Raw genomic sequence first — 20,733 nt, forward strand, 5'->3', positions numbered from 1 at the left:
GGTAGCCGCCCCGGGCGGCTCCCCGGTCGCCTCGCCGGCGCTGCGCGCGTGCTGCGCCGCTCCGCGCACGGCACGCCACGCGCGGAGCGGCGCATGACCGGCGCGCCGAATCCGAGCCACCCATCTCCGACTTCGAGAAGCTCGAGGGCTGCGTCACCTGCCTGAGCGTACGGGTGCGCTGAATCCCGATCCCCGAATTCGGCGCTTGCGCCCGAGGCCCCGGAACCGTAGTCTGAAAAGCTGCCTGATCAGGGGGGCACAGCTCAGACACCACGCGCTCAGGAGGCCGACATGACCAAGACAGCACCGTTCACGATCGCAACGTGTGCGAACGACGGCGCGCGCCTTGGCGCAGCCACCTCGTTCCCGCGCGCCGCTTAGCCTGCCCCCTCCCGCGATCTCCCGCCCCGCCTCGGGCCTGACTCCGGGCCGCTGACACCCAGCGATCGGCTCCGCCCCGCAGGCCGGCAGCCATGCTGCCCCCGGAAGCTACGGCTTCCACCCCCGCCGACCGACGTGCTCGTCGTCGGCCTCCCGGCGCCGCGCGCCGCCGTTCACTGGAACCAGACTCGTTCAGGACTCACTCGTGACCACGCTCACCGACCACAGCCATCCGCCCGACCCCGACCCCGCAGCGGGAACCGACCCCGTTGCCCTGCCCCGGAGGAACACCCTCCAGGTGCTGCTGCGCCTCTACCCCTTCGCCCGGCCGGCCCTGCCGCGGCTGGCCCTCGGCATGCTCGCCGCCCTGCTGGCGGCGCTTGTGGCGCTCACCATCCCGCAGGTGCTGCAGCGCCTCGTCGACGGTGCCCTGACTCAGCAGGACGCCGCCCAGATCTGGCCGGCCGTCATCGTGGTACTCGCCCTCGGCGTGATCGAGGCGGTGCTGATCGCACTGCGCCGCTGGTTCGTTCTCGGCCCCGGCACCCACATCGAGGCGCGGATGCGCAACGCGCTCTACGCCCGGCTGCAGGACCTCCCGGTCACATTCCACGACAAGTGGCCGAGCGGCCAACTGCTCTCCCGCGCCGTCAGCGACCTCAACCTGATCCGCCGCTGGATCTCGTTCGGCCTCGTGCTGCTCATCGTGAACGTCGTCACCGTTGTGATCGGCGCCGCCATCCTGGTGTCGATGAACTGGATCCTCGGCCTCATCTTCCTCGTCTGCTCCGTGCCGCTGTGGATCGTCGGCTACCTGTTCGAGGAGAAATACTCCGTCGTTGCGCGGCGCAGCCAGGACCAGGCCGGCGACCTCGCGACGGCCGTCGAGGAGTCGGTGCACGGCATCCGGGTGCTCAAGGCCTTCGGGCGCGGCAAGTTCGCGTTGAAGAATTTCTCCGACCAGGCCGAGAGCCTGCGCGGCACCGAGATCGAGAAGGCGCGCGCCATCGCCGGCATCTGGCTGTGGCTGCTGATGATCCCGGATGTGGCCTTCGCCCTCTGCCTCGTCGCCGGTGTCTGGCTGGCCGGCCAGGGCGAGTTCAGCGTGGGCGGGCTCGTGGCCTTCTTCGCCACGGCCACCGTGCTGCGCTGGCCGATCGAGTCGGTCGGGTTCCTGCTGTCGATGACCTTCGATGCCCGCACCGCGACCGACCGGTTCTTCGACGTGCTCGACGCGCCGAACGCCATCACCGACCCCGAGCATCCCGTCACCGTCGACCGGCCCCGCGGCCGCCTCGCGTTCGAGAACGTGCACTTCCGCTACCCCGACTCGCCGAGCCGCTTCCCGGACCTGCTCGACGGCGTGGACCTGGTGCTCGAACCGGGGGAGACCATGGCGCTCGTCGGTCTGACCGGCTCCGGCAAGTCCACCCTGACGGCGCTCACCACCCGCCTCTACGACGTGACGGAGGGGGCGGTGACCCTCGACGGGGTCGACGTGCGCTCCCTCGGCCGCGAGGAACTGCGTCGCCACCTGTCGATGGCGTTCGAGGATGCGACGCTGTTCTCGGCATCCGTGCGCGACAACGTGCTGCTCGGCCGTCCGGAGTGGGCCGAGCGCTCGCCCGAAGCGGATGCCGCACTCGAGGAGGCGCTCATGGTCGCCCAGGCCGGCTTCGCCCACGACCTCCCGGAGGGCGTGGACACGCTCGTCGGAGAGGAAGGGATGAGCCTCTCCGGCGGCCAGCGGCAGCGGATCGCGCTCGCGCGGGCGGTGGCGGCGAAACCCGCCGTGCTCGTGCTCGACGACCCGTTGTCGGCGCTCGACGTGAACACCGAGTCCCTTGTCGAAGCCGCGCTGCGCGAGGTGCTCTCCGCGACCACGGCGCTGATCGTGGCGCACCGGCCGTCCACCGTGATGCTCGCCGACCGGGTGGCGCTGCTCCAGAACGGGCGTGTCACCGCGATCGGACGGCACTCCGATCTACTCCGCGAGAGCGAACACTACAAGTTCGTCATCTCGAGCCTGGAAGACGAAGAACGACGAGAGTCCGCACGAGAGGAGGCGGCGCGATGACCGTCACCGGTGTCGAGGGCGAAGACCGCAGCAACTTCACCGCCGCGGAGAGCAAGCAGATCCGGGGCCGGTCGCTGCGCCTGCTCGGGTCGCTGCTGCACCCGGTGCGCTTTTCGGTCCTCGCGGCAATGCTGATCGTGGTCGTGTCCACGGCCGCGCAGGTGGCCGGCCCGGCCCTGATCGCGTTCGGGATCGACCGCGGTCTGCCCGCGCTGATGGAGCAGGACTGGGTGCCGCTGGCCGCCACGGGGGTGGTCTACCTCGCCACGGGTGTGGTCGGGGCCATCCTGATCGCCTGGTACACGATCATGTCGGCGCGGATCAGCCAGGCCGTGCTGATCGACCTGCGCAAGAGGGTCTTCCTGCACACGCAGCGGCTGAGCCTCGAATTCCACGAGTCGTACACCTCGGGGCGCATCATCTCCCGGCAGACCAGCGACCTCGACGCCATCCGGGAACTGCTGGATTCGGGCATCAACCAGCTCGTGCAGGGGCTGCTGTACATGGTGTTCACGGCGATCGCCCTGTTCCTGCTCGACGGTACGAGCGGGCTTGTCCTGCTCGCGTCGATCGTGCCGTTGGCGCTGCTCACCCGCTGGTTCCAGGTGCGCTCGCAAACGCTCTTCCGCCGGTCGAGAACGGCGTCGGCGAGCCTGATCGTGCAGTTCGTGGAGACCATGACCGGCATCCGTGCGGTCAAAGCCTTCCGGGCGGAGAAACGCAACGAGAAGGTGTTCGGCGAACTGGTCGAGGACTACCGCAAGGTGAATGAGCGGGTCATCCAGCTGTTCGGCATCTTCGATCCGGGTCTCGTGTTGATCGGGAACGTGGCCGTCGCGGTCGTTCTCCTGGTCGGCGGGTTCCGCGTCGTCGACGGCCAGCTCTATATCGGCGCGCTGCTCGCGGCCCTGCTCTACACCCGCCGGTTCTTCGACCCGATGGAGGAGATGGCGATGTTCTACAACTCCTACCAGTCGGCCGCCGCGGCGCTGGAGAAGATCTCCGGGGTGCTCGAGGAGCATCCCGGAGTGCCGGACCCGGTGACGCCGGTCGACCTCTGGGCGGCAAAGGGTGCGGTCTCGTTCGAGAACGTGCAATTCGAATACCAGAGCGACCGGGTCATCCTGCCGCAGTTCGACCTGACGATCCCGGCCGGGCAGACCATCGCCCTGGTTGGGTCGACCGGGGCCGGCAAGTCCACCCTGGCCAAGCTGATGGCGCGTTTCTACGACCCGTCGGTGGGTCAGGTGACCCTCGACGGCGTCGACCTGCGCGACCTGCACCCCAAGGACCTGCGCCGAGCGATCGTCATGGTCACCCAGGAGGCCTACCTGTTCAGCGGTTCGGTCGCCGACAACATTTCGATCGGCAAACCGGATGCGACGCCCGCCGAGATCGTGGCGGCGGCCCGAGCGGTCGGCGCGCACGACTTCATCGCGGGGCTGCCGAACGGGTACGACACCGACGTGAACAAGCGCGGCGGGCGCGTCTCCGCCGGGCAGAGGCAGCTGATCTCGTTCGCTCGGGCGTTCCTGGCCGACCCGGCGGTGCTCATCCTCGACGAGGCCACCTCGAGTCTGGACATCCCGAGTGAACGCCTCGTGCAGCAGGCGCTGCAGACACTGCTCGGGGGACGCACCGCCGTGATCATCGCGCATCGCCTATCGACTGTGGCGATCGCCGACCGGGTGCTCGTGATGGAGCACGGGCGCATCGTGGAGGACGGCACGCCCGACCACTTGATCGCCGGCACCGGCCGGTTCGCGCAGCTGCACGCCGCCTGGCGCGACTCGCTGGTGTGATCGGCGACGCGACTCGCGGCGCGAGCGGTTAGGCGAACCCCCAGGCCTTCTCCTCGTCGCTCGAGTCGTCGGAGAGCGGCGTGCCCGTCAGGGGGCGGTTGGAGGCGACCGGTCCGAGCGGGTGGTAGCTGGGATCCCGCGGGATCGCGGGCGATTCCTTGAGTTCGACGAAGATCGCGTGCGTCGGCGTGCGGCCGATGTTCACGCCGGCGTGCTCCTGGGCCGGCAGCCAGCGGGTCTCGCCGGCGGGCAGCTCGACGTCGATTTCGCGGCCCTCCGACGACAGGCGCCGGGCGTAGGCGCTGAGCGTGATCATGACGCTGTCGGGATGCTCGTGGGGATTGGTCTCATCGCCGGGAGCGTCGAGGAACTCGAGCACGCGAACGCGGTCGTTCTCAAGCAGTACTCGGTAGGCGCCCGGGTCGGTGACGACGGGATCGAGGGCGGTGTGTGCGGCTGTGCTTTCGCTGTCCATGAAAAACGGTAGCATCCGGCGCAGCCTCGAACCAAGCATTGCGGGCAACCCCGGGCGGTGATCGCTATGCGGGGCTCCAGCGCGCCGCCGCGTAATCGATGCGGTAGCCGTATGCCCCGGCCTTCAACGGGGTGCCCTCCGCGGTGTAGTGGGGGAGCGCGCGCTCCTCGTGCCCGATCGGCGGGCGTCCGCCGGCCCGGATCACACGCCACCAGGGCAGCGCGGTGCCGTGGCGCGCCATGATCTGCCCGACCAGGCGGGCCCCACGGGAGCCGAGCACGGCCGCGACATCACCGTAGGTCATCACGCGACCGGCCGGGATCGACTCCACGATTCCGAGAACGTGCGTGACGAAGGCAGGTTCCCGGGTGCCGGCATCCGTCATCGGCTGCGAGTCAGAGCTGCAATGCGCCGATAATCTCGCCGTAGACGGTTTGGCCGATGTCGCTGAAGCCCAGGCGGTGGAAGAACGACTCCGGCCCCTCTTCGCCGGGTTCCCAGATCACGGTGATGTGGTCGAAGCCGCGCTTGCGGGCCTCGGCGGCGAGTGCGTCTGCGGCGAACTTGCCGACACCCTTGCCCTGGGCCTCCGCGTCCACGTTGATGCGCCAGATGCAGGCACGGAATTCTTCGTGCGGTGAGTCGGGGTCAAAGTTTCCGTGAATGAAGCCGGCAACCTCGCCGTCCAGCAGAACGACGCGCTGCCAGGCGGTAGCAGGGTTGATGACGGACGCCGCGACCGCGTAGGAGACGGGGGCGATGAACTGCTCCTGACCCGGTTTCAGGCTCAGGCTGTTCGCCGCGACGATGTTGCGCGCGGACAGTTCTTCCAGTCGTAGTTCACCCATGCGAACAGGCTAACGTGCACCGGAGCCGGCCGGTAGTCGGGTTTTCGGACGACAGGGCGTGGGGGGTGGCCCCATCCGGAAGATCCGGAAACTGTCTCGATGTCAAGATAGTTACGTCGCTCCACTAGAATCGGTGTGGCTATTCTTGCCCCCCGATATTCTGAGGAGATTTCCATTGGCGAAGATCAAGGTTGAAGGCACTGTCGTCGAGCTCGACGGGGACGAGATGACCCGCATCATCTGGCACGCGATCAAGGAGACCTTGATCCACCCGTACCTCGACATCGACCTCGAGTATTACGACCTGTCGATCCAAAAGCGCGACGAGACCGACGACCAGATCACGATCGACTCGGCCCGCGCCATCCAGAAGCACGGCGTCGGCGTCAAGTGCGCGACCATCACGCCCGACGAGGCGCGCGTCGAGGAATTCGGCCTGAAGAAGATGTGGGCGTCGCCCAACGGCACCATCCGCAACATCCTCGGCGGCACCATCTTCCGCGAACCCATCATCATCTCGAACATCCCGCGCCTCGTGCCGGGCTGGAATAAGCCGATCATCATCGGCCGCCACGCGTTCGGCGACCAGTACAAGGCCACCAACTTCCGCTTCGAGGGCGAGGGCACGCTCAGCATGACCTTCACCCCGAAGGACGGCTCGGCCCCGCAAGAGTTCGAGGTATTCCAGGCCCCCGGCAGCGGCGTCGCGATGGGGATGTACAACCTCGACGACTCCATCCGCGACTTCGCCCGCGCGTCGTTGAACTACGGCCTCGAGCGCAAGTACCCGGTCTACCTGTCGACGAAGAACACGATCCTCAAGGCTTATGACGGCCGCTTCAAGGACATCTTCCAGGAAATCTTCGACGCCGAGTTCAAGGCCCGCTACGACGCGGCCGGCCTCAGCTACGAGCACCGCCTGATCGACGACATGGTCGCCTCTGCCATGAAGTGGGAGGGCGGTTACGTCTGGGCCTGCAAGAACTACGACGGCGACGTGCAGTCGGACACCGTCGCGCAGGGCTTCGGCTCGCTCGGCCTGATGACCAGCGTGCTCTCCACGCCTGACGGCAAGGTCGTCGAGGCCGAGGCCGCGCACGGCACCGTGACGCGCCACTACCGCCAGCACCAGCAGGGCAAGGCCACCTCGACCAACCCGATCGCCTCGATCTATGCCTGGACCCGCGGCCTCGCGCACCGCGCCAAGCTTGACGGGAACCCGGCGCTCGCCGAGTTCGCCAACACGCTCGAAGACGTGGTCATCAAGACCGTCGAGAGCGGCAAGATGACCAAGGACCTCGCGCTTCTCGTGGGCCCGGAGCAGGCCTTCCAGACGACCGAGGAGTTCCTCGCGGCCATCGCGGAGAACCTCCAGGCCCGCATGGCCTAACCCGCAGCGACAGGGCGGCAGTCTCACCCCCGGGGTGAGGCTGCCGCCCTTTTTTGGCGTTTTTCCGGGTTTTCCCGGCCCTGAGGGGAGGCTTTCCTTGCTGGCGGTGGCCGGCGAGTGAGGCAAGAATATGACCATGTCGTCTCTGGTCGCCGCCGTTCGTCGTTACCCGCTCGTCGCCACGACCGTGCTGCTCGGGCTCATCGGCGCGGTGCTCGCCCTGGGCGGTCAGACGGATGCCGTGCGCTGGCTGTTCAGTGGATTCGGCCTGCTGGTCGCCGGTTACGAAACGATCGGCATGGTACGACGGCTGCTGCGCGGCACCCTCGGTGTCGACGTGCTCGCGATCACGGCCATCGTCGCCACGGTGCTGGTGGGCGAATACGTGGCCACCCTGATCATCGTGCTGATGCTCACCGGAGGCGCGGCCCTCGAAGACTTCGCCGTGAACCGGGCCAAGCGGGAGCTCGACGCCCTGCTCCGGCGGGCCCCGCAGATCGCGCACCGGCTCGGCGCCGGCGCCGGCACCGATACCGACACCGGCACCGATACCGATACCGATACCGATACCGACACCGGAAACGGCGAGGTCGAGGACGTGCCGGCCACCGACGTGCGGCCGGGCGACCTGCTTCTCGTTCGCCCTGCCGAGATCGTGCCGGTCGACGGCGCTCTGGTCTCAGTCAGCGCAGTCTTCGACGAGTCCTCGCTCACCGGGGAGAGCCTCCCGGTCGAGCGCGAAGCCGGCGACGCCGTGCTCAGCGGGTCGATCAACGGCCAGGCTGCCGCCACCATCCGAGCCACCGCGACCGCCGCGGACAGCCAGTACCAGCAGATCATCGCGCTGGTCGAAGAGGCATCGGCCAGCAAGGCCCCCGTGGTGCGCCTGGCGGACCGCTACGCCGTGCCGTTCACTGCGGTCTCGCTCTCGATCGCCGCCCTGGCCTGGATCGTCAGCGGCGACCCGGCCCGGTTTGCCGAGGTGCTGGTGGTGGCGACCCCCTGCCCACTCCTGATCTCCGCACCGGTCGCCTTCATGGGCGGCATGAGCCGGGCCGCCCGCAACGGCATCATCGTTAAGGGCGGTGGGGTGCTCGAAATGCTCTCTCGGGCCAAAACCGTGGTCTTCGACAAGACCGGCACGCTCACCCACGGCAGCCCCACCATCGCCCGCGTGCTTCCCGAGCCCGGCTTCGACGAGGACGAGTTGCTCGTACTCGCCGCGTCCGCGGAGCAGTACTCGTCGCACGTGCTCGCGGCATCCGTGATCGCGGCGGCCCGGACCCGCGGGCTGGAGCTGATCGGGTCGGAGACCGCGAACGAGGTTCCCGCGCACGGCGTCGTGGCCCGGCTGGGCGCCCGCGAGGTCACCGTGGGCAAGCTGTCGTTCATCCGGGAACGGGCGACGGATGCCGTGGCCGCCCCGATCGAGGGCGGCGAACTGGCCATCTACATCGCCGTCGACGGGCGCTTCGCCGGCAGCATCGTCGCCAGTGACACGCTGCGGGAGAACGCACCGCAGACTCTGGCGGATCTGCGGGCGCTCGGCCTGCGGGACACTGTGATGCTCACCGGCGACGCTCGGCCCACCGCCGAGCACATCGCGGCGCTGGTGGGGATCGAGCAGGTGCAGGCGGACTGCCTGCCCGCCGACAAGGTCAACGCCGTGCGTGGCCTGGCCCACCGCCCGGTGATCATGGTCGGCGACGGGGTGAACGACGCACCCGTGCTGGCCGTCGCCGACGTCGGTATCGCCATGGGAGCCCGCGGGGCCACGGCCGCGAGCGAATCGGCCGACGTCGTCATCCTGATCGACGACCTGACCCGCGCGGCCCGCGCGGTCGCGATCGGCCAGGACACCATCCGGATCGCGCTGCAGAGCATCTGGCTCGGCATCGCTCTGAGCCTCGGCCTGATGGTCCTGGCCGCGTTCGGCTTCATTCCCGCCACCGCGGGAGCACTATTGCAGGAATTCGTCGACCTGGCCACGATCCTGAACGCGTTGCGGGCGATCGGCGGCCGCCGGGACGCCTCGGTGCAGGCCCAGATCGCCGCTCGCAAGCCGGCGGCGGCCGGCGCGCTGAGTCGCTGAGTCGCGTCACCCTACTGTGCTGGATGCCCCCAGTTCAGGTGTCAACGCGTGCAAGTTGCACAGTCTGAGGTCGAATTCAGCTAGCTTCAAGTTCATGTGCCTCCGTTGGGGGTCAACCTTTCGTCGTTGAACGGATTGGATGATGCACGTGAACTCACGAAATCGGCATTTCTCACCCTGGGACCTCGACCCCCGGCCGCCGCGCGCACTGTGCAGGGCCACCGCGGTGGCCCTGACCGTCGGGCTGGTGGCTACCGCGGCCCTCGTCGGCGGCACCGTCGCAGCCGGCGCCGCACCGCAGCAGGCTCCGCGGTTGGCCATTGAAAAACCGGCCACCGCCTTCGAGGCCGGCCGCTACGTCGTCACGCTGGCCGCCAGCGCGGTCGCCGCCTACTCCGGCGGCGTCGCCGGTTTCGACGCCACCAAGCCGGCCCCGGGCCGGCAGCTCGACGCGAGCTCGAAGAACGCGACCGCTTACGCCGCGCACCTCGCAACCGAGCAGAGAAGGGTCGCCGCGGCCGCCGGGGTGAGCGTCAGCGTCTCCTACACGACCGCACTCAACGGATTCGCCGCCGAACTCACCGCGGTCCAGGCCGCCGCGCTCTCCGCGAACCGAGAGGTTCTCGCCGTCGAGAAGGACGCGATCCGCCGGGTCACGGCGCAGTCCTCGACCGACTTCCTCGGGCTCGGTGACGCCGCCGGCGTCGGCGGGGTCTGGGACGCGGTCGGCGGCATTGACGCGGCCGGCGCCGGCGTCGTCGTCGGTATCATCGACACCGGCATCGCCCCGGAGAACGGGTCCTTCGCCGGCGACCCCCTCGGCACCGATCTCGGCGACGCTCCGTTTCGCACGGCCGACGGCGGCATCCGCTTCGGCAAGTCCGACGGCGGCACCTTCACCGGCGCCTGCGTCGTGGGTGTGCAGTTCACCGCAGACGACTGCAGCACCAAAATCGTCGGTGCCCGGTACTACGTCGACGGGTTCGGCGCCTCCCGGATCGGTGCCGAAAGCGTCGGCGAGTACCTTTCGCCGCGCGACGGCGACGGCCACGGCTCACACACCGGCGGCACCGCAGCCGGCAACCACGCCGTCGGCGCGTCGGTCGGTGGCATCGACTTCGGCACCATCTCGGGCGTTGCGCCCGCGGCGAAGATCGCCGCGTACAAGGTCTGCTGGTCCGGCCCCGACCCGGTCAGCCAGGACGACGACGGATGCGCCACCAGCGACCTCCTCTCGGCGATCGACCAGGCCACGGCCGACGGTGTCGACGTGATCAACTTCTCGATCGGCGGCGGTGCGGCCCAGACCACGGTCTCCGCCACCGACGTCGCCTTCCTGGGCGCGGCATCCGCCGGCATCTTCGTGGCGGCGTCGGCCGGTAACGCCGGTCCCGACGCCTCCACGCTCGATAACGCGTCGCCGTGGATCACCACCGTGGCGGCCAGCACCATTCCGAGCTACGAGGCCACCGCCACCCTCGGCAGCGGCCCTGCCTATGGCGGCGGCTCGATCACGGTCCCCGCCGTCGGCGTGACCGGTGCGCTGGTGCGCGGTGACCTCGTCGCCGCCCGGCGCGGAACAGACCCCTTGCTCTGCGGGCCTAACTCGCTCGACCCGGCCAAGGTGACCGGCACGATCGTGTTCTGTCAGCGCGGCGTCTATGACCGGGTCGCCAAGTCCGTCGAGGTGAAGCGTGCCGGGGGTATCGGCATGGTGCTGGTGAACAAGACGGCCAGCTCGCTCGACCTCGACCAGCACGCGGTGCCGACGGTGCACCTCAACGCCGAAGCGTTCGCCACGGCCTTCGCCTACGCAGGCACCACCGGGGCGACCGTGACCCTCACGCCGGGCAATGCGCTCGGGACCACTCCGCCCACCCCGCAGGTCGCCGGATTCTCCTCGCGCGGACCGGTACTTGCCGACGGCAGTGACATCATCAAGCCGGACGTCTCGGCGCCCGGGGTTGCGATTCTCGCCGGCGGTGCCAACGCTGCGGGCGCGGCAGGCACGTACCAGTTCCTGTCCGGAACGTCTATGTCGTCGCCGCACGTGGCGGGCCTTGCCGCCCTCTACCTGGGCCAGACGCCGAGCGCGAGCCCGGCCGAGGTGAAATCGGCCTTCATGACCACCGCCTACGACACGGTCACCGGCTCCGGCGCTGCCGTGACCGACCCGTTTCTGCAGGGCGCCGGCCACGTCGACCCGACGAAGTTCTTCAGGCCGGGACTCGTCTACCTGAACGGGGAGAGCGACTGGATGTCCTACATCAAGGGCGCCGGCTACACCGGAGGCGGCCTGGACGCCGTCACCGCGGTCGACCCGTCGAACCTCAACCTGGCCTCGATCGGCATCGGTTCGCTCACCCGGCCGGAAACGATCACCCGCACGGTGACGTCGACCCAGGCGGGCACCTTCGACGCCTCGGTGTCCGGCCTCGCCGGCATCGACGTGACGATCGAGCCGTCCACGCTGACCTTCGGCGCGGCAGGGGAGACTCAGTCCTACACGGCGACGTTCTCCCGAACGGATGCGCCCGTCGACACGTTCGCGACCGGCTCGCTCAGCTGGACCAGCGGCGCGACCGTCGTGCACAGCCCGGTGGCGGTCAAGCCCGTCACCCTCGAGTCGCCGATCACCGCCGACGGAACCGGTCTGGCCGGCTCCGTCGGCATCCGCGTGACGCCCGGCACGACCTCCGACATCCCCCTGGCGACCGACGGCCTCGCGGCCGGCGTGCTGCTCAGAGAGAAGAAGGGCGGCCCGGGCAAGGCCTACACCGGAACGGGGCTCCCCGGAACGGAGATCGTCTTCACCGTGCAGGTTCCGGCGGGAACGGTGTTGCAGCGCTTCGACCTTGATTCACTAACCGACGCCGCCGACCTTGACCTGGTGGTCAACCGATTGAGCGGCAAGGGCGGCACGCCGATCGAAGGCTGGCAGTCGGCCACGGCGGCGACGGACGAACACGTCGACCTGCTGAACCCGACGGCCGGGTACTACCAGGTTGTCGCGTCGGTCTTCAGTGGCACCGACCGGTACGACCTGACCACCTTCACGGTCGCGCCGGGTGCCGGCGCCGGAGCGTTCACCGTTGCCCCGAACCCTCTCCCGGGAGTGCAGGGCGTTGAAGCGACCTACACGGCCTCGTGGAGTGGTCTGGCCGCGGGCACGGATTACCTCGGGCTGGTGCGCTACGGCGACACTGGCTTCTCGACGGTCGTGGCGGTGGAGAACTAGCGGCCGCCAGGTTCGTCAGCGAGGTCGGACTCGCCCGCTGCGTCCGGCGTCGAACCAATTCGACGGAGATTTTGCGACACGAGGCCGCTTGCGAGCTGTTTCGAACCCGTTTTGGGCAAAATCTCCGTCGAATTCGTCAGGGTGCGGTTCTGGGCGGGCGGCGGACGGATACCGAGCGACGGCTTACCCTGAGGTAATGCGATTCGCACGAATGCGCCGAGGCGGCGAGAACCTCGGCGTGAGCCGGCCGCGGCTGTCCCGAGAGGTCTACGTGCTCGGCGTGATCGCGTTCTTCGTGATGGTGGGCTTCGGCGTCGTCGTGCCGGTGCTGCCCGTCTACGTGCGCAGCTTCGGGGTCGGCTACCTGGAAATCGGCGCCGTCGTCTCCGCGTTCGCGCTGATGCGCTTCGTCTCCAGCCCGTTCACCGGGCGCCTGATCGACTGGGCCGGCGAACGCGTGATCCTGGCCTCCGGCATCGGGATCGTCGCCGTTTCCAGCGGGCTGGTCGGCGTGGCCCAGAACTATCCGCAGCTGCTGCTCCTGCGCGGAGCCGGCGGCGTCGGTTCGGCCCTGTTCACGGTGGCGGCCATGACTCTCCTGCTCGGCTCCACGGCACCGGGATTCCGGGCCAGGGCCATCGGGTTCTACCAGGGTGGGTTCCTGCTCGGCGGGATGGCCGGCCCCGCGCTCGGCGGGCTCCTCGCCACGATCTCGCTCACCGCGCCGTTCTTCTTCTACGCCGCGACGCTCGCCGTTGCCGGCATCCTCGGGCTCGTGCTGCTGCGCCCGGTGCGGGGTGGGGTCGCCGCGGCCGGCCCGGCGCCCGAGCGCATCCCGTTCCGAACGGTGCTGCGGGACACCCGGTTCCGCGCGGCGTGCATCGCTAACTTCTCCACCGGCTGGAACTCGTTCGGCGTGCGCAACGCCCTGATCCCCGTGCTGGTCGTCGAGGTGCTGCGGGGTCCGACCGCCTGGACCGGCATCGCCTTCGCCTTCGCGGCCGTCGCCCAGACGGTGGCACTCGCGCCGGCCGCGCGGTTCGTCGACACTGTGGGCCGTCGCCCGGCCATCATCGGAGCGTTCCTGGTTGCCGGGGTCACCATCCTCGCGGTCCCGTTCGCGCCGAACATCATCGTGCTCACGGCCCTGCTTTGCCTCTACGGCGTGGCCTCGGCGTTCATGGGCACCGCCCCGGCCGCATCCGTCGGCGACGCGGCCGGCGCCGGTGGCGGTCGACCCGTGTCGGTCTTCTCGATGTTCTCCGACCTGGGTGCCATCGTCGGCCCGCTCGCGGCCGGGTTTCTCGTTGACAGCGCCTCCTATCCGGTAGCCTTCGGCGTCGGCGCCTTGCTGTTCTTCGCGACCTCTGTCTACGCGCTGCGGATGCCGCGGCAGGCCCGCCCGGCGTAGTCCCGCCCCGAGAGAGGTCGAATACAGCTACGAAACTGTCACCAATAAATAGTGACAGAGACTCGACTTCATGTGCGCAACGAGGTATCCTCGTAACATGACGAACCTCGCAGAAGACCTCAGGCAGGCGGCCGACGCCGTCGCGCTGTTGCGTTCCTCGCGCGCCGACCTCGCAGCCCTTCCCGACGCCGGGGCGCTGGCCGGCCAGAAGCGAATCGCATGCGCCCGCCGTCTGCTCGACACCTATGCCGCGTTGATGGCCGCAACCATTGCTGACCGTTCGCGGCCGGAGCTCGGCCATTCGGGGTTGGCGGCGCAGCAGGGGTACTTGTCCCCGGAAGCCCTGATCCAGAACTGGACAGGCTCGTCCAAGGGTGACGCCTACAAACTGGTCGCAGTCGGCACGATGATGGCCGACACCGAGGCGGCCGAGAAGCTGGTCGAGGAGGCGCTCTCGTCGCCCGACACGGATGCCGCCGAGGTTGCCGAATTCGTCGCGAAGGTGCCGTGGCACGCGCCGATCGCCCGGGCCGTCACCGCCGGCACGCTCTCGGTCGACGCGGCCGAGTCGATCCGCGCCGGCCTCGGCCAGATCGACGCCGCTGTCACCGCCGAGAAGCTCGGAGCGGCGCTGGAGTCCCTGCTGGCCGAGGTGTCAACGTTGAACGCCGACGATGTCTTCAAACGCGCAAGACGGATGCGTAACCACCTTGACGAGGCCGGCATCGCCGCCCGGGAGAAGCAGGCCCACGACGACCGCTACCTGAAGGTCTACCGGCTCAGCACGGGAACGTGCGCCTGAACGGCCTCTTCGCCCCCGAAGACGGGAAGTCGTGCTTTCGACCTTTGACTCCATCACCGGCCCGCGCCGCGGCGGGGTGCGATTCGTCGATAAGGAGCGGGCCGCCTGGGCCGAGAAGATGCAGGACGACCCGCGCAGCAACGAGCAGATCAACGCGGACTCGCTCGTGCAGCTGCTCACGATCGCCGGCGAGGCCGACCCCGGCCGCGTGTTCGGCGGACGACGCCCCTCGGTGCGCGTGATCGTGACCGAAAAGGCGCTCAAGACGGGGCAGACTGTGCAGGCCGGGCAGACCGGGCAGGCCGGGCCGGATCAGGCGGCCGAACCCGCCGCGCACGGGCAGATCGAGGGCAACCCCGTCCCGATCTCGCAGGACACCATCGACCGGTTGCTCTGCGACACCGGCACCCGTGGCATCAAATTCGACGAAGACGGTCAGATCATCAACGTCGGCCGTGACGAACGACTCTTCACCGAGGCACAGCGCGCCGCGATGGCAGTGCGTGACGGCGGGTGCCTTTGGGTCGGCTGCGACCGATCACCGGCCTGGAGCGAGGCCCACCACATCAGTGAGTGGCTTACGGACAATGGGTACACCGACCTCGCCAACGGAGTGCTGCTGTGCCACCCGCACCATTTGCTGCTGCATAATCAGCACTGGAAGATAACCCGCACCAAAAGCCAGTACTGGCTGCGTCCACCGGCGGAAGTCGACCCGGAGCAGACGCGTATTGTGTTGCAGAGCAAGAGGACAGGGCTGTAGGGCGGGAGTCTGGCCTTTGGTCTCGACAGGCTCGATCAGCGTCGCGGGAACCTCCGGAGGACCGGTCGCCGGTCTTGACAAGCTCGACCAGCGTCGGGGGAACCTTGGGCGGGTTCGTCACCTGGTCTGACAAGCTCGGCCGGCGTCAGGGGAACCTTGGGGCCGGGATCCTCCCGGCTCAACCCGGCTCAACCCGGTTCTGCCCGATGCGGGCGCCAGCGCCAGCGCACCGACTCTCCCCGAGCAGTTTCCGGTGCAGCATCGCGGTTGCCACGTTATCCTGTGGGGACCTCATCTCGGCCGCGGCCCCGAGCACGACCAGGGAGACTCCGATCCCCTCGGCAAGCAGGATGGTGCCCAGCGGGAGGGCGGCGAACTTCGCCGGGAGCAACTGGCAGCGCCCGATCGGGTTGGAGACCAGGAGGTCAATGGTGCCTCGGGCATCGGCGCCTGCCCGGACGTCGGCCACGGCATGCCCAACAGCAACCGGATGGTCGTCGTCTTTCCGGCGCCGTTCGAGCCGAGGCAGCCTGACTGTGCGGCGGCCGCCCTCAGTGCAGTTCTGCGCGGCCCGAGATGACGCCGCTGACCGTGGCCACCAGGGCGAAGATCACGGCGACCAGCGGCAGGCCGAGGTCCCACCAGGCCAGCGCGGCGGCCCCGAAGACGCTGATCTCGACGATGGCCTTGCCGAACGGGTCGAGGCGGAAGACCGCCTTGGGCGAGCGGAACAGCGCCCAGAGCACAATGGCGAAGGCAGGGGCCAGGATGCCCATGAGCATGCCCGGCCACGGCAGCGGCCACGCGGTGAGGCCCCAGATGCCCAGGCTGATGAACGCGAACAATTCGAGCAGGAAGCGCACGATGTCGTTGGGGCTGGTACTGGTCGTCGCGCTCGTATCGGTCACTCGCCCCATCCTACCGAGAGGTGGGAGGCTACCTGAAGATGATGGTGCGGGCGCCGTCGAGCAGGACCCGGTGCTCGGCGAACCAGGTGACCGCCTGGGTCAGGGTGCGGCTCTCCTCGTCCTGTCCGATGGCGACGAGTTCGGCCGGGCTGCGCGAGTGGTCCACCCGCACGACGTTCTGCTCGATGATCGGACCCTCGTCGAGGTCGCCCGTGACGAAGTGGGCCGTCGCCCCGATCAATTTCACCCCGCGGGCGTGCGCCTGCTTGTAGGGGTTGGCGCCCTTGAACCCGGGCAGGAAGGAGTGGTGGATGTTGATGGCGCGGCCTTCCAGCAGCGTGCAGAGTGCGGGGGAGAGGATCTGCATATACCGGGCGAGCACCACGAGCTCGATGTCGTGCTCGGTGATGGCATCGACGACGCGAGCTTCGAAGGCCGCCTTGCCGGCGGCATCCGTCACCGGACGCGACTCGAACGGCACCCCGTAGAAGCCGACCAGGTCGCGCAGCGTGCCGTGGTTGCTCAGCACCAGCGGAACCTCGATAGGCAGCTGGCCCCCGCGCTGGCGGAAGAGCATGTCGTTGACGCAGTTTCCGGCGGTCGAGGCCAGGATCAGGGTGCGCTTGGGACGCCCGACGACATCGATGACGGATTCCATGGCGTATCTGCGCACGACCGGGGCGAGCTCGTCCTCGAGATCAGCCTGGCTCGCCGCGGATTCCACCTGCAGCCGCATGAAGAACCGGCCGGTGTCGGCGCTGGTGAACTGCTGGCTCTCGGTGATGTTGCCGCGCGCCCGCACGATCGCGCCGCTGACCGCGTGCACGATACCCGGCTGGTCGACGCAGACGAGAGTGATCACCCAATGGTGGCGCGGGTGCGGTGCGAGGGAAGAGGTCATCGGACTAGGTTACCGGCCCCCTGCCGCACACTCGGCCCGTCGGCTAGGCTGGAAAGCGGTCGGCGCAGCACGCCGGCCCCGGGCGCGCACGTCGGCGCGCAGCCGATCCGGACCGGCCCGCGGCACACCCGCGCTGCCCCTGTTCCCGTCTGTGAGCCACAGAGCCATGTCATTCACCGCACCCATCAACCTGCCCTCGCTGGAAGCGCCGGAAGCGCCGCACGCGCCGGAGAGCATCGCGGCCGCCGCCCGACCCTTCCCCTGGGTGGGCCTGCTCGCCCTGGCCGCCGCCGTCTTCCTCTCCGTCACCTCCGAGATGCTTCCGACGGGCCTTCTACCCGACATGAGCCGGGCGCTCGGGGTCACCGAGGGACAGGTCGGCCTGCTCGTTTCCTGGTTCGCGTTCACCGTGGTGCTCACGAGCACCTCGCTCGCCCACCTCACCCGCCGCCTGCCGCGGCACGGCCTGATTGTGCTCGTGCTCGTGGTGCTGGCGATCAGCAATGTGCTCACCGCCATCGCCCCCAACTACGCCTTCATGGTCGGCGGGCGCATCATCGGCGGAATGGCCCATGGCCTGTTCTGGGCCGTCGTCGGCGCCTACGCCGCGCACCTCGTGCCGCGGGAACAGATCGGCCGTGCCGTGGCCATCACCGTCTCGGGCGGCACGCTCGCCTTCGTGTTCGGGGTGCCCATCGCCACCGCCGCCGGGCACCTGCTCGGCTGGCGGCTGTCGTTCCTGGCCCTCGCCGCCCTCATGCTGATCGGCGCGGTCGTCGTCTGGCGGTTCCTGCCGCCGGTGTCGCACTATGGTGCTCGCGTGGCGGATGCCACGGCAAGCGATCCGACCGCGGCCGTCAACGCGGGGGCTGCCGCCGCACATGCCGCCACTGCTATCGCTGAACCGCGTCGCGACCCGACCATGCGCGCCGTGATCCTGCTTTCCGTGATCACCGGCCTGACCATGGTCGGGCATTACACGTTCTACACGTACATCGCCCCATTCCTGATCGACGAGATGGGCGTGGACTCCGGCGCGGTCGCCCCGCTCCTGTTCGCCTATGGGATTGCCGGCGCGGTCGGCCTGGTGCTCTCCGGCACGGTCTTCGGCCCCCGGCCGCAGCTCGGGCTCGTCATCGGCATCGCCGTGTCGGCGCTGAGCGTGACCGTGCTGGCCCTCTTCGCGGCGACGCTGCCGGTTGCCATCACCGCCTTCGTGCTCTGGGGTCTGGCCTTCGGCATGCTGCCGCCGCTGCTGCAGACGCGGCTGCTGCGTACGGCCTCGCTCCGCATCCGTGACACCGCCAGCGCCATCTACACGACCGCGTTCAACGCCGGGATCGGCGGTGGCGCCCTTCTCGGCGCCGCGCTGCTCGGCTCGGCCGGAATGCAGGCCGTGCCGCTGGTCTACGTCGGAATCCTGGTGCTGGCCTTCGTGCTGGTGATCGTCAGCGACGTCGTCGTGCGCCGCCGGGCGGCCTGACCGGCGGCGTGTCGACCTGAAACGGCTGAGACGACACGATTGCGGGGCGCGGAAGCATCCGCACCCCTCAATCGTGTCGGTTCACCGGCCGCCGGTGTACGGGACCGCTGCGAGGATCTCGATCTGAATGCTGACGTTGGTCGGCGTCGTGTACGCGACGGTGTCGCCGACGTGGGTTCCGATGATGGCCTGGCCGATCGGTGACGAGGGGGAGTACACGTCTACCTTCACCTCAGGGTCGAGGGAGACAAGTTCACGCTCGCCAAGGAGGAACACGGTTGCCCGGGTGTCGCCGGAGAGCATCGCGGTGATCCTCATCCCGGGCTCGACCAGGCCGTCGTCCGGTTTGACCGAGGCCTCGGCCTGGCGGAGGGTCGTGCGCAGCTCCCGGATTCGCTCGGACGTGGCCGCGTTCGGGGTGGGGTCGCTGCCCAGCACAGCGAGTTCCTCGATCAGGAGGGCGAGCGAGCGGGGTGGCAGCCACACCGATTCGGTGGTCATAGAGTTCTCCGTAAATCGCGAGGCAATCTGCCGCGCAGTGATCAATCGGCCATGCTAGCCGCCCCGGCTCCACGCATGGGGGAATCGGCGATCGGTGGCGTGGCGGCTACTCCTCGCGGTCGGTGTCCTTCCGGTCGGCGCCCCGCAGCTGGTCCGACAGCGGGCGGCTGGGAAGGATCGGCACCTGGCCGGTGAACCCCTCGCGGGCGCTCGCGATCTCGAGAATGCGGCCGCGGCAGGCGTACCAGCCCACGATCAGCAGCGGGATGATGATCACGAGCGAGCTGATCGTGAGCGTGCCGACCGGCCAGTCGAAGGCCATCAGCACGAGCACGGCGACGAGGAAGACCAGGCTGGCGTACCCCGAATACGGTGCTCCGAACATCCGGAACGCCGGTCGCCGCAGGATGCCGAGCTTCGACCAGGCGTGCAGGCGCAGCTGGCAGAGCACGATCATGCCCCAGGCGCTGATGATGCCGATGGCGGCCATGTTCAGCACGATCTCGAAGGCCTTGTCGGGCACGACGGCGTTCAGGGCGACGCCCAGCAGGGTGACCACGCCGGTGAGCAGGATGCCGCCGAACGGCACACCCGTGCGGCTCACCTTGCCGGCGAAGCGCGGCGCCGATCCCGCCAGCGCCATCGACCGCAGGATGCGCCCGGTCGAGTACAGGCCCGCGTTGAGCGAGGACAGGGCCGCGGTGAGCACAACCAGGTTCATGATCACGTCGACGCCGCCGACGCCGATCGTGCCGAAGAACGTCACGAACGGGCTCTCGCCGGCCTTGTACGCGGTGTAGGGCAGCAGCAGGGAGAGCAGCAGGATCGAGCCCACGTAGAAGACGGCGATGCGGATGATGACGGTGTTGATCGCCTTCGGCATCACCTTCTCCGGGTTCTGGGTCTCCCCGGCGGTCGTGCCGACCAGCTCGATCGAGGCGTAGGCGAAGATGACGCCCTGCACCACGAGAACGGATGCGATCAGCCCGTTCGGCAGCCAGCCCCCGTTGTCCCCGATCAGGCTGAAGCCCGTCTCCTGGCCGGGGATCGGCGTGCCGAAAATGACCATCCAGGTGCCGACCAGCAGGAAGGCCACGATGGCGAGCACCTTGATCAGCGCGAACCAGAACTCGAGTTCGCCGAACACGCTCACTGACAGAAGGTTCAGGGAGAGCACGACGGCGAGGGCGGCGAGCGCGTACAGCCACTGCGGCACATCACCGAAAGGTGCCCAGTACTTCGCGAAGAAGTTCATGTACAGCGCCACGGCCGTGACGTCGACGATGGCGGTCATCACCCAGTTCAGCCAGTACAGCCAACCGGTGACGAACGCCGTCTTCTCGCCGAAGAACTCGCGGGCGTAGGAGACGAACGAGCCCGACGAGGGGCGGTGCAGCACGAGTTCGCCGAGCGCGCGCAGGATCAGGAACGCAAAGAAACCGCAGATCGCGTACACGAAGACGAGGGAGGGCCCGGCGATGGCCAGGCGTCCGCCTGCCCCGAGGAACAGGCCGGTGCCAATGGCCCCGCCGATGGCGATCATCTGCACCTGGCGGGCCTTGAGGCCCTTGTGCAGCCCCTCATCCTCGTGCACATTGAGGGCGTCCGAGATGTGCTCGAACGGCGTCTCCACGCCACGACCGTGGTACTCGGGATGGTCA

17 protein-coding genes are annotated in these 20,733 nt (G+C 68.8%); 9 read left to right on the forward strand and 8 right to left on the reverse strand.

Annotated elements, in window-relative coordinates:
* Positions 1 to 736: 736 nt before the first annotated feature.
* Both E3O28_RS01430 and E3O28_RS01435 read left to right on the forward strand, forming a co-directional pair.
* Positions 737 to 2,458, forward strand: coding sequence for an ABC transporter ATP-binding protein (locus tag E3O28_RS01430; RefSeq protein ID WP_104100201.1), 1,722 nt, complete (start codon positions 737 to 739; stop codon positions 2,456 to 2,458).
* Positions 2,455 to 4,260: an ABC transporter ATP-binding protein gene (locus E3O28_RS01435; RefSeq protein ID WP_104100193.1), complete on the forward strand. Its 1,806-nt coding sequence runs from the start codon at positions 2,455 to 2,457 to the stop codon at positions 4,258 to 4,260. The genes E3O28_RS01430 and E3O28_RS01435 overlap by 4 nt, the downstream gene beginning before the upstream one ends.
* 28 nt (positions 4,261 to 4,288) lie before the next feature.
* Here E3O28_RS01435 and E3O28_RS01440 read toward each other — a convergent pair whose 3' ends face one another.
* The 3 genes from E3O28_RS01440 to E3O28_RS01450 all read right to left on the reverse strand — a co-directional run bounded on the left by E3O28_RS01440 (position 4,289) and on the right by E3O28_RS01450 (position 5,583).
* Positions 4,289 to 4,735: a cytoplasmic protein gene (locus E3O28_RS01440; RefSeq protein ID WP_198411461.1), complete on the reverse strand. Its 447-nt coding sequence runs from the start codon at positions 4,733 to 4,735 to the stop codon at positions 4,289 to 4,291.
* Positions 4,736 to 4,799: 64 nt separating this feature from the next.
* Entirely contained in the window at positions 4,800 to 5,120 is a 321-nt protein-coding gene (locus tag E3O28_RS01445) for an MGMT family protein (protein ID WP_104100192.1), read from the reverse strand.
* A 10-nt stretch (positions 5,121 to 5,130) separates the two neighbouring features.
* Entirely contained in the window at positions 5,131 to 5,583 is a 453-nt protein-coding gene (locus E3O28_RS01450; protein ID WP_104100191.1) for a GNAT family N-acetyltransferase, read from the reverse strand.
* Between the two features lie 175 nt (positions 5,584 to 5,758).
* On the opposite strand from E3O28_RS01450, the gene E3O28_RS01455 reads away from it, so the two are divergent.
* The 6 genes from E3O28_RS01455 to E3O28_RS17170 all read left to right on the forward strand — a co-directional run bounded on the left by E3O28_RS01455 (position 5,759) and on the right by E3O28_RS17170 (position 15,279).
* On the forward strand, positions 5,759 to 6,973 hold the full coding sequence (locus tag E3O28_RS01455) for an NADP-dependent isocitrate dehydrogenase (RefSeq protein WP_104100190.1): 1,215 nt from the start codon (positions 5,759 to 5,761) through the stop codon (positions 6,971 to 6,973).
* Between the two features lie 136 nt (positions 6,974 to 7,109).
* On the forward strand, positions 7,110 to 9,065 hold the full coding sequence (locus tag E3O28_RS01460) for a heavy metal translocating P-type ATPase (protein WP_104100189.1): 1,956 nt from the start codon (positions 7,110 to 7,112) through the stop codon (positions 9,063 to 9,065).
* Positions 9,066 to 9,213: 148 nt separating this feature from the next.
* On the forward strand, positions 9,214 to 12,303 hold the full coding sequence (locus E3O28_RS01465; RefSeq protein ID WP_241972964.1) for a S8 family peptidase: 3,090 nt from the start codon (positions 9,214 to 9,216) through the stop codon (positions 12,301 to 12,303).
* A gap of 196 nt (positions 12,304 to 12,499) precedes the next feature.
* A complete protein-coding gene (locus tag E3O28_RS01470; RefSeq protein ID WP_241972965.1) occupies positions 12,500 to 13,714 on the forward strand; it encodes an MFS transporter in 1,215 nt (404 codons plus the stop codon).
* A gap of 97 nt (positions 13,715 to 13,811) precedes the next feature.
* Positions 13,812 to 14,516 (forward strand): DUF222 domain-containing protein, encoded by a 705-nt coding sequence (locus tag E3O28_RS17165; RefSeq protein ID WP_166784706.1) that lies wholly within the window; start codon positions 13,812 to 13,814, stop codon positions 14,514 to 14,516.
* Between the two features lie 31 nt (positions 14,517 to 14,547).
* Positions 14,548 to 15,279, forward strand: a complete 732-nt coding sequence (locus E3O28_RS17170) for a DUF222 domain-containing protein (RefSeq protein WP_134342223.1) — start codon at positions 14,548 to 14,550, stop codon at positions 15,277 to 15,279.
* A 178-nt stretch (positions 15,280 to 15,457) separates the two neighbouring features.
* On the opposite strand, the gene E3O28_RS16130 is transcribed toward E3O28_RS17170, so the two are convergent.
* The 3 genes from E3O28_RS16130 to E3O28_RS01495 form a co-directional block, all read right to left on the reverse strand.
* Positions 15,458 to 15,748 (reverse strand): hypothetical protein, encoded by a 291-nt coding sequence (locus E3O28_RS16130; RefSeq protein ID WP_166784702.1) that lies wholly within the window; start codon positions 15,746 to 15,748, stop codon positions 15,458 to 15,460.
* Between the two features lie 82 nt (positions 15,749 to 15,830).
* Entirely contained in the window at positions 15,831 to 16,187 is a 357-nt protein-coding gene (locus tag E3O28_RS01490) for a YrdB family protein (RefSeq protein ID WP_241972966.1), read from the reverse strand.
* A gap of 28 nt (positions 16,188 to 16,215) precedes the next feature.
* A complete protein-coding gene (locus tag E3O28_RS01495) occupies positions 16,216 to 17,088 on the reverse strand; it encodes a formyltetrahydrofolate deformylase (protein WP_104100182.1) in 873 nt (290 codons plus the stop codon).
* A gap of 166 nt (positions 17,089 to 17,254) precedes the next feature.
* Here E3O28_RS01495 and E3O28_RS01500 point away from each other — a divergent pair, with 166 nt between their 5' ends.
* Positions 17,255 to 18,571 carry an MFS transporter gene (locus E3O28_RS01500; protein ID WP_134415073.1) on the forward strand — a complete coding sequence of 439 codons (1,317 nt, stop codon included), beginning with the start codon at positions 17,255 to 17,257 and terminating at the stop codon, positions 18,569 to 18,571.
* Between the two features lie 81 nt (positions 18,572 to 18,652).
* Here E3O28_RS01500 and E3O28_RS01505 read toward each other — a convergent pair whose 3' ends face one another.
* Together E3O28_RS01505 and E3O28_RS01510 are read right to left on the reverse strand one after the other, a co-directional pair.
* Positions 18,653 to 19,072 carry a GreA/GreB family elongation factor gene (locus E3O28_RS01505; protein WP_104100180.1) on the reverse strand — a complete coding sequence of 140 codons (420 nt, stop codon included), beginning with the start codon at positions 19,070 to 19,072 and terminating at the stop codon, positions 18,653 to 18,655.
* A gap of 106 nt (positions 19,073 to 19,178) precedes the next feature.
* Positions 19,179 to 20,705, reverse strand: a complete 1,527-nt coding sequence (locus E3O28_RS01510) for an amino acid permease (RefSeq protein WP_233191283.1) — start codon at positions 20,703 to 20,705, stop codon at positions 19,179 to 19,181.
* Positions 20,706 to 20,733: the final 28 nt, after the last annotated feature.

The sequence above is a fragment of the Cryobacterium sp. TMT2-14 genome (assembly GCF_004402465.1).
GTDB classification, from domain to species: domain Bacteria; phylum Actinomycetota; class Actinomycetes; order Actinomycetales; family Microbacteriaceae; genus Cryobacterium; species Cryobacterium sandaracinum.